At 62.4% G+C, this 14,493-nt stretch carries 12 protein-coding genes and 2 riboswitches; of the genes, 4 read left to right on the plus strand and 8 right to left on the minus strand.

Annotated elements, in window-relative coordinates:
* Positions 1-2 precede the first annotated feature (2 nt).
* From CVS28_RS04660 to CVS28_RS04680, 5 genes are all read right to left on the minus strand, one after another.
* On the minus strand, positions 3-302 hold the full coding sequence (locus CVS28_RS04660) for a DUF6457 domain-containing protein (protein ID WP_103466094.1): 300 nt from the start codon (positions 300-302) through the stop codon (positions 3-5).
* A gap of 8 nt (positions 303-310) precedes the next feature.
* Entirely contained in the window at positions 311-1,042 is a 732-nt protein-coding gene (gene mobA, locus CVS28_RS04665) for a molybdenum cofactor guanylyltransferase (protein WP_103480810.1), read from the minus strand.
* Between the two features lie 126 nt (positions 1,043-1,168).
* Complete coding sequence (locus CVS28_RS04670) at positions 1,169-1,951, minus strand: NlpC/P60 family protein (protein ID WP_103466194.1); 783 nt, start codon at positions 1,949-1,951, stop codon at positions 1,169-1,171.
* A 4-nt stretch (positions 1,952-1,955) separates the two neighbouring features.
* Positions 1,956-2,157, minus strand: a riboswitch (cyclic di-AMP (ydaO/yuaA leader).
* A 151-nt stretch (positions 2,158-2,308) separates the two neighbouring features.
* Complete coding sequence (locus tag CVS28_RS04675; RefSeq protein WP_103466092.1) at positions 2,309-3,052, minus strand: M23 family metallopeptidase; 744 nt, start codon at positions 3,050-3,052, stop codon at positions 2,309-2,311.
* A gap of 68 nt (positions 3,053-3,120) precedes the next feature.
* Positions 3,121-3,351, minus strand: a riboswitch (cyclic di-AMP (ydaO/yuaA leader).
* A 119-nt stretch (positions 3,352-3,470) separates the two neighbouring features.
* A complete protein-coding gene (locus CVS28_RS04680) occupies positions 3,471-4,166 on the minus strand; it encodes an iron-dependent transcriptional repressor DtxR (protein WP_103480811.1) in 696 nt (231 codons plus the stop codon).
* Between the two features lie 251 nt (positions 4,167-4,417).
* Between CVS28_RS04680 and serC the strand changes: the two genes are divergently transcribed.
* Entirely contained in the window at positions 4,418-5,545 is a 1,128-nt protein-coding gene (gene serC, locus CVS28_RS04685) for a phosphoserine transaminase (protein WP_103480812.1), read from the plus strand.
* Between the two features lie 97 nt (positions 5,546-5,642).
* Here the strand turns inward: serC and CVS28_RS04690 are convergent, their stop codons facing one another.
* The 3 genes from CVS28_RS04690 to CVS28_RS04700 form a co-directional block, all read right to left on the minus strand.
* Positions 5,643-9,338 carry a beta-xylosidase family glycoside hydrolase gene (locus tag CVS28_RS04690; protein WP_165788066.1) on the minus strand — a complete coding sequence of 1,232 codons (3,696 nt, stop codon included), beginning with the start codon at positions 9,336-9,338 and terminating at the stop codon, positions 5,643-5,645.
* Between the two features lie 207 nt (positions 9,339-9,545).
* Entirely contained in the window at positions 9,546-10,076 is a 531-nt protein-coding gene (locus CVS28_RS04695; protein ID WP_103466193.1) for a DUF3027 domain-containing protein, read from the minus strand.
* A gap of 11 nt (positions 10,077-10,087) precedes the next feature.
* Positions 10,088-10,468: a cold-shock protein gene (locus CVS28_RS04700; RefSeq protein ID WP_103480814.1), complete on the minus strand. Its 381-nt coding sequence runs from the start codon at positions 10,466-10,468 to the stop codon at positions 10,088-10,090.
* Between the two features lie 201 nt (positions 10,469-10,669).
* Between CVS28_RS04700 and CVS28_RS04705 the strand changes: the two genes are divergently transcribed.
* From CVS28_RS04705 to CVS28_RS04715, 3 genes are read left to right on the plus strand one after another with little or no spacing between them, the layout of a single operon-like run.
* Positions 10,670-10,909, plus strand: coding sequence for a hypothetical protein (locus CVS28_RS04705; RefSeq protein ID WP_133159051.1), 240 nt, complete (start codon positions 10,670-10,672; stop codon positions 10,907-10,909).
* Between the two features lie 29 nt (positions 10,910-10,938).
* Positions 10,939-12,783 carry a helicase-associated domain-containing protein gene (locus CVS28_RS04710; protein WP_103480815.1) on the plus strand — a complete coding sequence of 615 codons (1,845 nt, stop codon included), beginning with the start codon at positions 10,939-10,941 and terminating at the stop codon, positions 12,781-12,783.
* Positions 12,780-14,453: a DNA repair helicase XPB gene (locus CVS28_RS04715; RefSeq protein WP_103466085.1), complete on the plus strand. Its 1,674-nt coding sequence runs from the start codon at positions 12,780-12,782 to the stop codon at positions 14,451-14,453. Before CVS28_RS04710 ends, CVS28_RS04715 begins: the two co-directional genes overlap by 4 nt.
* Positions 14,454-14,493: the final 40 nt, after the last annotated feature.

Consider the following 14,493-nt stretch of genomic DNA (forward strand, 5'->3'; position numbering starts at 1 on the left):
GGTTATTGTTCAGCTGGTGTGCCGGGCGCAGGCTCGGCCCGTTCTGCCGCTGCCAGGGACTTGGCCAGCCCCAGGGCCGCCTTCATGGCCGTGGCCTCATCCGTCTGCCCGGACCCTGCGGCCAAGCCTGCCGCCAACCCTGCCACAAAGGTGGTCAGGGGTGCGGCAGGACGAACAATCGAGTGCGCTGCCACGCCGGCAACATTCAACACGCCCTGGATGTCCACCTCAATGTCGGCAATCTCAAAAGCTTCTTGCAGCTTGGTCATCCACGCCTGCAGAATCTGGTCCTGATTTTCCAACTGGTTCCTCATTCCTGTCCGCCGCCGGGCACCGCAATGCCGTGGCTGCGGGCGTCATCCCACGTGTCGATGTCCGCGGTGATTCCCGCAGGGACAGCACATTCCTTGATAGCCACACTAGCAATGAGTGAGCGCACGGACGCGTTCGCCAGCCGCTGTGACACCCGCGCCGCATCAACGGCAGCCAGTAACTGCCGCACGGGGTAGATTCCTGCCAGCGGCTGCAGCCGGCCGTTGTCCACGGCTAGCACGGCGTGTGGTGGCGCAGCGCTGCCTGCTTCAGGGCTGTCCGCCCCAAGGCCATCCGCTGCGAGCAGGAGTTGGGCCACCTCAGCAGCCGCAGGCATATCACACGCCAGAATCAGGACCCTTTCTGCAGGGTCCTCGCTGCGTGGCAGGGCAGCCAATCCGGCAGCGATTCCCGCTGCAGGGCCGGCATAAGGCGGATCTTCCTGCACGGCCACCACTAGCTCACCCAGTTCCACTGTTCCCAGCCACCTGGCAATGCTCTCCACGGGACCTACGACGGCGATGCGGGCCTGGGCACCCACCTCACCCTGCACTGCGGCCGGGTCAAGAATCCGTCCCGCAGTTTGCAGACTCGCTTCCTGGGCGGCGATCACCGCCGCCGCAGCCGCAACTGTGCGGGCCAGCAACGTGCTGCCTTCCACGAGGAGACCTGCCTTGGGCACACCACCCAGACGCCGGGAGAGCCCACCGGCCAAAATCACTGCCTGCATGGGTGTGGGGTCAAAGTCAGCATGTGGCCATGCTACCGCGCACCAACGGAGCCTCACGGGCTGGCGCGCGGCGTTTAAAGCAATAAACCCCGTCCAAGGACGGGGTTTATTGGGTATAAAAAGTTCTTAGTGACCCATGGCGATGAAAACGGGGCCTGAACCGACGTTGGCGGAGAAGACAGCGGTCATGCCGCCGCCCCATCCACCGTGTACGGCCTGGCCGTTGCCAATGTAAACAGCGATGTGGGCCATGCCCATGCCGCCATCTGCATAGTAAATCAAGTCACCGGGCTGAGCTTCGGCTGCGGAAACCGTACGACCCAAGCTCAAGTAGCCAGCGGGCCAGTCGTGGAAGTTAATTCCAGCGGCAGCCAAGGAGTTGCTGGCAAGTGCTGTGCAGTCCTGGGCAACGCCAATCTGAGCCAAGGCGGCGCTGGCAATGGTTGCGCCAATCCCGCTCTGGGTAACAGGCTGTGCTGCAGGGGCCGTTGTGGTTACCGTTGCAACCGGTGCTGCGGCGGGTGCCACTGCCTCTTCTACAACTGGTGCTGCAACAACGTCGCTGCTCTTTGCCTCTACAACTACCGGAGCCTCAACAACAGGGGCCGGGGTGGAGGTGATTGCGGGGGTGGCGAAGGAGATCTTCACCGTGGAAGCTGCTGTGATGGCGGACGCAAGTTCCGTCTTCATGTTCAGCGTAGTGGCACCGTCAGAAGCGCGCTCCACCGTGGGAGTAGCCGCGTTTGCTGCGATACCGGATGTAAGTACCAAACCTGATGCAGCTGCGATAACAGCCGCCTGACGACCAACCCCGCCGACGTTGAAGCTGACGGCTTTCGTGAGGGTGGAGATCGGGCTGGACTTAACAACCTCGGCGCGGTGGCGCCCAAGGGCAGTATTTGAAGCCAAGAAGGTTTCCTCTCCCAATGCCTGCGAGGTAAGCTGTCGGATTCGGATGGGAGTCACCCGGCCGCTCCACGTTATGGCGCACACAAAGAAACATTTCTTATGCGTGGTTTAACGCTTCGCGGCTTCACCCCAAGGACTTCTGCAATAAATGCGAAGCCCGATTATTGGTTCCCCCGCCCCTGCCAGACGATTGATACGAACGGACCACGAGCAGTGGCAGAGCTAGGCAATCCACTCATGGACGCCCGCTTGATTCGAAGTTGGCGCGATTACGACGTTACAACAGATTTTTGGCAATGTCACGTTCAGGTCACGGTCGTGTGACTAAGTCGTAATCAAAAGTTGCCTGTGAATGAATTAAAGCCAGCCCATGGGATCGACAGTTTCGTCGTTGACGATAACCTCGAAGTGCAGGTGGGGGCCGGTCGATGCACCGGTGGAGCCGCTGATGCCCACCAATTCGCCCCGCTCAACCTTTTGGCCAACCTTGACTGAATTGCTACTCATGTGGTTGTAGGAGGTTGAGAGCCCGTTGCCGTGGTCCACCACTACCCTGTTGCCGCCACCGTAGGTGTGCCAGCCCGAAAAGGTAACGGTTCCGCCGGCGGCCGCAAGCACTTCGGTGCCGCTCGCAACAGCGAAGTCCTGGCCGGTGTGGTGTTCATCAATCTGGCCTGTGATGGGGCTTACGCGGTCACCAAAGGGAGAGCTTGGAGCCAAGACTTTCAGCGGCGCTGACAGCGTTCCCTTGGAGGCGGCGGGGGCGACGTTGGAGGCGTTGACCTGCAACGTTTCCTTCAGCTGGCCATCGGGGTTCAATTTGCTGCCAATTTCCGGGGCCGCAAAAGTGATCGGGATATCAGCGGATGCACTGACCAGAGTCTGCGCCGAAGCGGCAAATTCCGGTTCCATCGGCTGCTGGTCAACCGCCTGGGCCGAGGGCAAGGTGACGGCCAGGACCAAGCCCGTGGCGGCCATGGCGACGCCCATTTTTTGGCCTGCGCCGCTGGCGGCTCCGGCACGCAGCAAAGCGGCTACGGAAACGCTCGATGATGAATTGGCGCGCTCAACGGCAAGTGCTTCGCGGCGGCTGCCGGTCATAACTACGAGCTCATGAGTAGCCGGCGACGACGCCCGACGGCGTCCCCGCTGCTTATCTTCTGACACTAAAAACCTCTCTTTGATGCACCTGCGGAGTTAGCTGTCGGATTCGGATCAGAGAGTGAAACTTTTGATCCGGCCCAGCCTCGAGACACAGATCTATCCAAGGCACTGCCCAAAAGGACAGTGTCAGCGAATAGTTTGCTGTGTTTTCGATGACGGGCTTCACCCCAAGGCAGGCTGCAAGCCTGCCGAAAGTGGTTCCCCCGCCCTTGCCTAAATGATTGCTGTCCGTTGTGCGAAGGCAAGGTTCGGTGTCGCCCAACGGTAACGCTTTGATTACAGCGCCTGTTTATTACTATACGGTACGAGCGGTAAACGTAATAATTCCGTTACCTTAGTTATCAATAACTGTGAGTCAACTCATGGAGACGAAAATATGGGAAGCCACCTCGGGCGGCAGTTCCAACGCCCCTTCGATCCCCGGCACGCGGACCGAAATGTACTCCCCGACCTGGGCCAAGGAAATCTGTGCGCCCGGGCGCAGCCCGCCTTCGTCAAGCTGGACCAACAATTCCGGATCCACCTGGATGCGCTCAGAAAGCCGGTGGATGATCACTTGCTGCTCCGGGGAGTAACTGCTCATGGCCTCAACCAGTGTGACGAGTCCCGCGGCAAACAAGGGCGAGATCTCCCCGCCAAGTTCTTCAAGCCCGGGAATGGGATTGCCATAGGGGGATTCTTCGGGCCGGCCCAGGAGGTCAAACAAGCGCTGTTCCACCCGCTCGCTCATGACGTGTTCCCAGCGGCAGGCTTCCTCATGGACGTAGGCCCAGTCCAACCCGATCACATCGGAGAGCAGCCTCTCAGCAAGCCGGTGTTTACGCATCACGCGGGTGGCTTTGTCCCGGCCGGCAGGGGTCAGTTCCAGGTGCCGATCACCGGAGACGATCACCAGGCCGTCACGTTCCATGCGTCCAATGGTTTGGGAAACTGTGGGACCTGAGTGGTGCAGGCGTTCGGCAATGCGTGCCCGCAGGGCCACAATGTTCTCTTCTTCCAACTCCAGGATGGTCCGCAAATACATTTCGGTCGTGTCAATCAGATCGGCCACGGCAGTATCCTCCTGTTGTTGGGTGAGATTTTGGGCAAAGCCTTTTCATCTCTACGTTAGCCTGAGTGGCGCTACGGAAGGAAACCTGGGGCAGCTGCGCGCCAGTCATGGGTGCACGGGGAACGGCCATGGGTGGGCGGTTTGTTCAGTACATGTCAGCATTTTTCCGCTGAGCGAAGTTCTACGGCAGAATTGGCAACAGCCCTTGGGTCTTAAACCAACTTCCATCTTTTAATTTTTTGGAGCAACTTGTGAGCGAATCCACGCCCCTCACCATTCCCGCCAATCTGCGCCCGGCCGACGGGCGTTTTGGCGCCGGCCCCTCCAAGGTTCGCCCCGAGCAGATTGCTGCACTCTCCGAGGCTGGCGGAACGCTCCTGGGCACCTCCCACCGTCAGGCGCCCGTCAAGAACCTTGTGGGCGATGTGCGCAGCGGCCTGAAGGACTTCTTTGGCGCCCCTGACGACTACGAGGTCATCCTGGGTGTTGGCGGCTCCACGGCGTTCTGGGACGTTGCAGCGTTTGGCCTGGTGGAGAACAAGGCCCAGCACCTCTCCTTCGGCGAGTTCGGCTCCAAGTTTGCCTCCGCCACCAACAATGCGCCGTTCCTTGACGCATCCTCCATCATCACCTCGGCCCCCGGCACCCGGCCGGTGGCTGTTGCCGAGGCTGGCGTGGACACCTACGCCTGGCCGCAGAATGAAACCTCCACGGGTGTTGCCGCTCCCGTCAAGCGCGTTGCAGGTGCTGACGACGGCGCGCTGGTGCTGGTGGATGCCACCTCCGCCGCGGGTGGTTTGGCAGTGGATGTGCGTGAGAGCGACGTTTACTACTTCGCCCCGCAAAAGAATTTCGCCTCCGACGGCGGCATTTGGCTGGCGCTGTTCTCCCCCGCTGCGCTGGAACGCGCCGCCCGCATCGGCGCGTCCAACCGCTGGGTTCCTGACTTCCTGAACCTGACGACAGCCATTGACAACTCCTTGTTGAACCAGACGTACAACACGCCTGCGCTCTCCACCCTGGTCACCCTGAACAACCAGGTCCAGTGGCTCAACGCCAACGGCGGCATCGACTTCGCCTCGGCACGCACCGCCGACTCCGCCGGCCGCCTCTACTCCTGGGCCGAGTCCTCCCCCATCGCCTCCCCGTTCGTGGTGAACCCGGACGACCGCTCCAACGTCATTGTCACGATCGACTTCGACGAGTCAGTGGACGCCGCAGCCGTGGCCAAGGTGCTGCGCGCCAACGGCATTGTGGACACCGAGCCGTACCGCAAGCTTGGCCGCAACCAGCTGCGCATCGCCACCTTTGTAGCCATCGACCCCGAAGACATCACGGCACTGACCAAGTGCATTGACTACGTGATCGAAAACATTTAGCTCCACGCATCACCAGGCATATCAAGGAGGCGGCTTCCCCTGCGGAAGCCGCCTCCCTTGTGCCCGCCTGCGAACCCTCCCCAAGCGCCATGCAGACCTAGTGGTTGGCTGCCCTCCGTCGGGTAGTCCAGAACAGGACCAGACCGCCCAGGACAAGGGCGACGGCGAGCCCGCCCACCACGGAGCCGCTGGCTCCCGTGCTGGCCAGGTCATCCGCTGCCGCGGCGGCCGTCTTTGCCGCAGCGGTTGTTGCCTCGCCCGTGGCAGTGCCGCCGGCAACTGTCACGGCGATGCTGACCTTGGCCGCCTCACCGTTGATGCCGGTTCCTGTGATGACCACGGTGTGGGCACCAGCAAGAGCATTGGCCGGCACCGTGGCAGTCAGGGACACCGTTCCATCAGCTGCAACCACGGCCGTTCCCAAAACCACCGGGTTCGAATGCAGCGTGAACGTGGCTGTTGTGCCCGGCTTGAAGTTCTTGCCGGTCACCGTCAGCTCGCCACCGGCAGAGACCGTTTCCGCGTCCACTGAACCGGACGGCGCAACAGTGGCCGGAGCGGTCGTTGCAGGCGGAGTGACGGACGGGCTGGTCGTTGTCGGCGGGGCCGTCGTCACCGGCGGCAGCGTCGGAGGTGCGGTGGTGGGCGCAACAGTTGTTGGTGGCGCAGTAGTTGGTGGCACAGTAGCTGGCGGCGTTGTGGGCACCACAACCGGTGCACAGACCAAGTTGGCGCCCGGCTTGTTCAGCGCACCTTGACGGGAAATGACCCAACGGTAGGTTTGCGAGGAGACGCCGTCGCTGCCCATGGTTTGGACCTGGACCACGTTGGCCCCGGGCAGCAGATTGAAGGTGTAGGCACCTCCTGAGCCGGCTGTGGCAACCTTGTCATTGAATTGCACCTGCAGGCCGGTGGAGGCATCGGCTGCCGTGAACTTCGTTGAAACAGACTTGGTGGCTGCGGGCACGGACGCCAGCGCGGCCAGCGGCGAACTGGGCGCAGCAAACTGCACACCAGTCCACACGGGGGCCGCCAGGCCCGCCACCAACTTTGCCGGTTCCGGCGCGTTCACCTGCTCAAAGAACGGCTGGGCCACGGTGTTCACCAACAGGTCAGTGAACGTGAACGGCGCGTTTGCGCTGCTGGCGCCAACAGCCAGGATGCCTGTTTTGCCGTTGGTCACCGTTGCATTGGTGACGGTCCCGATGGTGGTGAAAGTGACATTGTCGGTGGAGTAGCTGGCCGTGTACTGGTTGCCTGCGCGGACCAGCTTCAACCACACGTCAGCAGCAGCCGGAGCCGCCACCTTGGTGTTTTCATTGGGGCTGCCACCGGTTTCCGTGACCAGTGCCAGCACGGGCGAACCGTTGGCATGCTTGCGCTGCAGGGCAACATAGTTGTCATCGTCGGAGTAGAGAATCAGCCCGGCTTCTTCGTACTGGGACGCGGTGGCGCCGCTCATCTTGACCACCATGGTGGCGTCACCCACCAGGGGCGCATTCTGGCGCAGGATGTTCACAGCAGCGTTCTGCGTAGCCCACAGGCCGCTGGAGCCTGCCTTAAGTGTCACCGTGTTCTTGTCCACGGCCGTCCATTTGGAGACATCTTCGCGCACCCAACCCATACCGGTGGCCAGGGGCGACGCCGGATTGCCCAGCGGGGTGATGTTGTCGCCATTGTTCACAATCGCATCCGGCGTACCTCTAACCTCTGCGGCATCCATGCCGGAGGTGTTGGCCCGCAGGTTGAAGCCCTTTTCATACGTGTTCCCCGCAATGTCGATGTCAGCACTGGAACTGAAATTGAACAACGCCTTGGACGAGCTCACCGAGACGGGATTGGTGGGCGCATAGTGATTGACGGTGTTTGCGGTGAAGTCCAGCCCGGACACCGACTTTGCGCTGACCAGCTGGCCGCCGGGGAGCACCGAGAAGCGGTTCCCCGCAATGTTGATGCCGTGATGGACTGCCTTGCCGGCTTCGCTCTGGCTGTTGGTGGGATCCACAAAGATGGTCGCGGAGCCCGTGCTGGGGCGGTCAAAGACATTGTTGCGGATGTTTACATTGTCCACTCCGCTGGATTCGTACCACGAGGCCGCATCGGCAGAAATGTAAATGCTGGCCATGCCCATCTGGTCGAACACATTGCGTTCAATGAGCACCTCACGAGGGGTGGTCACCAGGATGCCCCGGGTGGGCACCGACTGGAACGTGTTGCCGGCAATGTACACCTCGGGCGTGTAGGTGAGGTTCTCGGCCACGAACTGGCTCGCCGCCAGATTTGTCGGGAGCTCGCCGTCGAGAGTCACAGTCATCTGCGTCAGGTTCTTGGTGGAGTCCTTGCCGGTGGGGCCGTCAACGCTGGCCACCTTGAAGGTGGTGGCACCCTCGGGCAGCATGGTGGCCTTTTTGACGAAGCGCAGTTCATCTCCTGCATAGAACTGCGGGAAACCGGCCGTCTCATTGTGCATGTATTGCAAGGTGACGGTCTTGGCCGCCCGGTCCACGGCCTTGACCTCAACGTAGGTGCCGTGGATGTTGATGGGATCGTCGTGCGGGTTGTCAAAGAGTGAGTTGGTGATCTGCACCTTGCCGGCAATGCCTGACATCTGGATGAAGTCGGCAAAGGCGGCTGTTTGGCGGCCCGTGCCAAAGTCTGTGCGCAGCGTGATCGCATCCAGAGCCACGTCCTTGCTGAACTGGCCCACAATGCCAAATCCATGCAGGTAGTGCAGTTTCATGTTCTTCAGGGCCGTGCGCTGGGATTCCCAGATCAGCCCACCAGGAGTGTCACGGGTGGTCTTGCGGATCTCGTACGCCTTGCCGGTGCCGCCCGGGTCGGCTGCGTTGTTGTAACTGACCCGGTACACACCGTTGCCAAGATCGGTAACGGCCCGCGAGTTGTTCCACAGCTGAACTCCCGTGCGCAGGGTCTGGCCTGTGGCGAGGTCCCGGGTCTGGTTGTGTCCGCCGGTGGCTCCCGAGGGTGCATGTGTCCAGTACGGCAGGCCTGTTGCGGGACTGTTTTCACCATTGAAAGTGGCTGTTGCGCCATTGATGGCGACGTTGACACCCACGGGGACCTGGATGTCCCGGTACCCGAAACCGTCGGCAACACCACTGCCCACAACGGGCAGGTCCAGGGTTCCGGCGGCGTACCAGTCAGTGTCCAGGTTTTGGATGGTGACGTCAGTGGAGCGAATGTTGGCAAATTCGGTTTGGCTGCCATGGAAGGTGAGCTGCGAGCCCATGCCCTCCACAATCACATCTTCCATGTCCTCGATCAGCAGGCCGATGGACTTTGTTTTGTAGTTTTGGTCGGCGCCAACCGTGTTGGAAACGTAGAGTTCACGCTTCGGAGCATTCTCCGGATACATGGAGTAGACGCCACAGGGGAAAAGAATGGTGGTTGGCTTGTGCAAGCTCTTGGCGTGCACAATCGCGTCATTGACCGCCTTGGCCGAGTCCTTCACACCCGTGGGGTCGGCCCCGAAGGTGGTGACGTCAACAATCAGACGGTTGGCGGCGTGCTTGGGCAGTGCCGCCTGATCCAAAGCCACTGGCTGATTGGCGTGGAAGCCAACGGTTTGAGAACTCAGTCCTGTGGCAGGAAGCGCAGTGCCTGCCGCCCACGGCGTGGCAACTGTTGGCGCATTCACCTCATTGGCAATGGCCGGCATGGCCCCCGCAGCCAGCGCGGCACCCAGGCCAAAAACAATCACTCCGGCGCCCCAGCCCCGCAACCTTGCCGGCGTCACCGTTGAGTGACCCGGCTCACATCCATATTTTGTCATGGATAACATCCTATGTTTGTGCGTTTTAGTTGTCCACGAGTTCCACTCTGTGACTTTTTGCCTTATTCGTTTGGCATGAAACGGCAAGGGAACGCCGCCAACGTCCGCACAAACCACGCTAGGGCCGAGCCTCTCCGACCCCTCGCAGACATCAGATGAAAGAAGCCCCACCAGTAGCTGGTGGGGCTTCTTTAGCACTACATGTCTCTAGTTCTGCTCGTCGGCGTCAGTCTCGCCGGGCGCGCCGTCGTCCGCAGGAGACTCATCACCGTCGTCGTCAGCGTCAGCCTCGGAATCAGCGTCAGCCTCGGCGTCGGCCGGTTCAACCAGGCCATGCTCCTCCTCAGGAGCGGGCTGGTCCTCGGGGCGCACCCGCTCGGACCAGGGCACCCACGGGGGCGCCAGAACGGAATCATTGGTGGGAAGCATCCCCACTTCATTGACCGTGGAGGCCTTGCCGCGGGAAACCCTGGCCAGCGTGGCAAACCAAACCCAGCCGCCGTATCCGGGCAGCAGGGATTCAAACAAATGCGTCACGCAGCGGACACCTTCACTGCGGGCACCGAGATGCCTGCCAATGTCAGTGTCGTTGGCAATGCTCCGCACAGCCTCACGCGCGGTTGCCACATCTGCGGCCAGGAAAGCGTCAGGCTTCCCCACACGCCAGAGGGGAACACCCGGGCGCTGCGTTGCTTCCGGAACAGCTGAGGCGTCTGATTCGCCAGAAAATTCGGTCATGGTGGGCACCGTTATGCGTCGAAGTTGTCGGCAACCTTGCGCAACGCTGCGGCAATCTTGCTCGCGTCACCATCAGGATACTTGCCGTTGGTCAGTGATCCTACAGAGTGCTCCAGCAAGGAAACCAGGTCCTGCACAATCGGGGCAAGGTCGCGGGCTGGCATGCGCTTGGCCTTGGCCACCGAGGCGCTGCGGTCCAAGATCTTTGCAGCCATGGCTTGGGCACCTTTGCGGCCGTCGGCTACACCAAATTCCATCCGCGTTCCGGGCTTGATCTCACCCGCATCCGCCGGCAGCGCATTGGCGCGCAGGAAAACCTCGCGACCGTCATCGGCAGCAATGATGCCGAAGCCTTTTTCGTTGTCGTACCACTTCACTTTGCCGATAGGCACTTGCTTACCCCTTAAAAAGTTTTGTCGGTGGAAATCACATTCTGTGCCTGTGCGAGGGCTTTTCGCAGTACTTCGGGCCGTAATTTGTGATGGCCGGTACCTACGGTGACAGAACGTGTAGCAACACGCACCCTTACATTACCGTGTTGACCCCGTCACCGCGGCTTTGCGCCCCAACTGTCCGCTGTTAGCGTTATGTTCATGAACCCCCACTTTTCCGCCCCGCAAACAGTGAGCCGTGGCTGGCAGATGTTCAACTACGCGGCCATGGCCATGGCAGTGATTGCCTTGATCGCGCTGATAGTTGTCTTGATCAGCAAGTGGGCTGGCGGCACACCGTGGCCCGGCTTCAACTGGATCTCCATGATCGCCCTGCCCGCGGCGTTTCTCATGATGGGCACCAGCGTGCTGCGCTCGGTGGCCATTCGCCGCCGACTCTAGCCGGCACCATTCCTGCGCTGCTCCCACCCATGGGCACTCTGGCGGACGTGGCGGCCGAGCTGGCCCACCGCAGCGACGCCCAGCTGCTGCGGCTCTTCACCCTGCGCCCGGATGCCATCAATCCGCCGGTGGCCAATTTCGCCGCCCTGGCAACGCGGCTGTGCGGTCCCAGCAGCATTCTGGCCGCACTGGATGCGCTCAATGTTTCCCAGCTGCACGCGCTGACTGTCCTGCATTCACCTGCCGCGACGGGCACGGAAGCAGCCCACGTGCCGGCAACGCTGGCTGAGTTGCATGAGATGGCTCTGCTGACTGCCGAGATTCCAGCTTCACCGGCTAGCCAGACGCACGCGGACGACGGCGGCACCCAGCAATTTTGCACCCTCGCCTCCGTGGGGCTTGCCTTGGGCGAAGGCCCGCCTCTGGGGGATCACTTGACACCCCCGGCCGCCCCGCCCAGCCCGAAGCTGGCGGAGGTTCGCACGGCCCTGCGCGACAACGCAGCGGCGAGCGCCGTCGAGACCCTGCTAAGAGTCACCGCCGAACTGGTGGAGTCCATCGGGCATGCTCCGCTGGCAGCATTGCGCGACAGGGGCGCGGGGGTGCGTACTGTGCGGAAACTCGCCGTGTGGCTGGAAATCAATGAAGCACAGCTGTGCTTTTATCTTGAGCTGGCGGCCACAGCACACCTTATTTCCTATGACCGCGCATCGGCGCAGTGGCGGGCGGCAACGCCGGATTGGCTGCTGTTGGAGCGCCCGGCCCAATGGTTGGCGCTAGCCAAAGCCTGGCAGGACAGCACCAGGCTTCCGTTCTCCGACGCACCAAACAGACCGGCAGCGGGCAGCCCGGCAGCAAAACCGTTGGCGGTGACCTCGACTCTCCCCCACCTTGCCGCTTTGCGCCACAGGGTACTGCGTGTTCTCGCCGCCCCGGAGCTGGCCGCACCCTCCCGCAACTCCGAACCACCGAACACCACTTATGCTCCCACCCTTGATTCCGTCGTGGCCCAGCTGGCTTGGCGCCATCCGAGGCAGTCCGCTGCCATGTCCGCCCTGGTGCCGGGAATCATGGCCGAGCTGGAACTTCTGGGACTGACGGGCGCCGGTGCGCTGAGCATCACTGGCCGTTGCGCCGCCGCGCACGACTGGCCAGCGGCACTGGCCGCACTGGACTCCACACTGCCGGCGCCCATTGACCACTTTGTCATTCAAGGTGACCTGAGCGTTGTAGCCCCCGGCTTTCTGGCGCCCGCCATCGCAGCGGAATTGAAACTTTTGGCCGCCACGGAAGGGCGGGGAGCCGCCGGGATCTTCCGCATCAGTGAGGGCTCACTGCAAGGCGCCATGGCTGCGGGCCAAAGCAAGGAGAGCATCCTGGGGTTTCTTCGCCGGCATTGCCGCACCGAGCTGCCCCAATCCCTTGAGTACCTGATCGGCGCAGCCGCTGCCAAACACCCGGCAGGAGGGGCCCGGCCAGACTCCCCCGCAAGCACACCGCGACGCGGGCCCGACAGGACCACAGCCCTGGCGTGGGAGGCACCCCAGCCAACTGACGACGTCGTCCATCTCCAGATGCAGGCCCAACTGGCTCAGCTCCGGCGCAGCCCGGTCTGGGGTTCGGCCGTGCAGGACGAGGCCGGGCCGGCGCTGGTCATGGAACAATTGCGGCTGTCCATTGCCAGCGGCAACACGGTGTGGCTGAGCGCGGTGAATGGTTCCGGCGACGTTGAACGGGTGTTGCTGGTGCCGCTCTCACTTGTGGGAGGCTTGCTCCGGGCGCGGCTCAATGGCACGGGGCGTGAACGGCATTTCAGCATCCACAGGATCACGGCAGTAGAAGATCCTCCACAGGAAGGGACGGAACTCCCATGACTGACGGTCCGTTGATTGTTCAAAGCGACAAGACCATCCTGCTGGAGGTGGCGCACCCGGACTCCACCGACGCCCGCCACGCCATCGCCGCCTTCGCCGAACTGGAGCGTGCACCCGAACACATGCACAGCTACCGGATCACGCCACTGGGGCTGTGGAACGCCCGCGCTGCCGGGCTCGACGCCGAGCACGTGGTGGACACCCTGCTGAACTATTCGCGCTATCCCGTGCCGCATGCGCTGCTGCTGGACATTGCCGAGATCATGGCCAGGTATGGGCGGCTGCGGCTGGAAAAAGATCCGCAGCATGGCTTGGTGCTGCGCAGTGACGACGAGCTGATCCTGGCGGAGGTGTGCCATGCAAAGAAGGTGTCCGCGCTGCTGGGCGCCCGCATTGATCCGTTGACTGTAGTGGTCCACGGGACTGCCCGCGGCGAGCTCAAGCAGCTGCTGCTCAAGGCCGGCTGGCCTGCCGAGGACCTGGCCGGCTATGTGGACGGCACCAGTCATCCGATCGCCCTGAGCGAGAACACCGGGGCAAGCCCCTGGACCCTGCGCCCGTACCAGCGCGTGGCCGTGGAGAACTTCTGGGCCGGCGGCTCGGGCGTGGTGGTGTTGCCGTGCGGTGCCGGGAAGACCATTGTGGGTGCCGCCGCCATGGCCGCCTCCGGGACCACCACGCTCATTCTTGTCACCAACACCCTCTCGGCGAGGCAGTGGAAGGCCGAGCTGCTTAAGCGCACCACCTTGACGGAGTCGGAAATTGGGGAGTATTCAGGGGCAGTGAAGGAGTTGCGCCCTGTCACGATTGCCACGTACCAGGTGCTCACCACCCGGCGCAATGGCAGCTTCACGCACTTGGAGCTGCTCAATGACAACGACTGGGGCCTGCTGATCTATGACGAGGTCCATCTGCTGCCGGCCCCCATTTTCCGCATGACCGCTGACTTGCAGGCGCGCCGGCGGCTCGGGCTGACCGCCACTTTGGTTCGCGAGGACGGCCGCGAGGGCGAGGTTTTCGCCTTGATAGGTCCCAAGCGCTACGACGCGCCTTGGAAGGAAATCGAGGCCCAGGGGTACATTGCTCCCGCCGACTGCGTGGAGGTGCGCGTGGACTTGGCGCGCGCGGAACGTTTGGCCTATGCCACGGCGGACGACGGCGAGAAGTACCGTTTGTGCGCCACCACGCTGGCCAAGTCCGTGGTTGCGCAGGCCCTCGTGGCAGCCCATGGTGGCGAGCAGATATTGGTGATTGGACAGTACCTCGACCAACTGGATGAGCTGGCCGCCCGCCTGAACGCTCCGCTGATCAAGGGCACCACCCCGGTCAAGGAACGCGAACGGCTTTTTGAGGAATTCCGCCAGGGCCGCGTACCCACTCTTGTGGTGTCCAAGGTGGCCAACTTTTCCATCGACCTGCCCGAGGCCTCCGTGGCCATCCAAGTCTCCGGCGCCTTCGGCTCCCGGCAGGAAGAAGCCCAGCGCCTGGGCCGGTTGATGCGGCCCAAGGCCGACGGCCGCACGGCCCGCTTCTACACCTTGGTGGCCCGCGACACCGTCGATGCTGATTTTGCCGCCAAACGCCAGCGCTTTTTGGCCGAGCAGGGCTATGCCTACAGGATCATGGACGCCCATGATGTTCCCCGTGCCATGGAAGGTCTACAGGAGTAGGATCGGGAAAAACAAGCGTGAATTCACTGAACTACGGAGG

The sequence above is a fragment of the Arthrobacter glacialis genome, assembly GCF_002909415.1.
GTDB lineage: Bacteria > Actinomycetota > Actinomycetes > Actinomycetales > Micrococcaceae > Specibacter > Specibacter glacialis.

Bases quoted from the DNA above. Each gene is read 5' to 3' on its own strand.
- mobA (WP_103480810.1), bottom strand. From the start codon at position 1,042: ATGCAGGCAGTGATTTTGGCCGGTGGGCTCTCCCGGCGTCTGGGTGGT.
- CVS28_RS04675 (WP_103466092.1), bottom strand. From the start codon at position 3,052: ATGACCGGCAGCCGCCGCGAAGCACTTGCCGTTGAGCGCGCCAATTCA.
- CVS28_RS04690 (WP_165788066.1), bottom strand. From the start codon at position 9,338: ATGACAAAATATGGATGTGAGCCGGGTCACTCAACGGTGACGCCGGCA.
- CVS28_RS04695 (WP_103466193.1), bottom strand. From the start codon at position 10,076: ATGACCGAATTTTCTGGCGAATCAGACGCCTCAGCTGTTCCGGAAGCA.
- CVS28_RS04705 (WP_133159051.1), top strand. From the start codon at position 10,670: ATGAACCCCCACTTTTCCGCCCCGCAAACAGTGAGCCGTGGCTGGCAG.
- CVS28_RS04710 (WP_103480815.1), top strand. From the start codon at position 10,939: ATGGGCACTCTGGCGGACGTGGCGGCCGAGCTGGCCCACCGCAGCGAC.
- CVS28_RS04715 (WP_103466085.1), top strand. From the start codon at position 12,780: ATGACTGACGGTCCGTTGATTGTTCAAAGCGACAAGACCATCCTGCTG.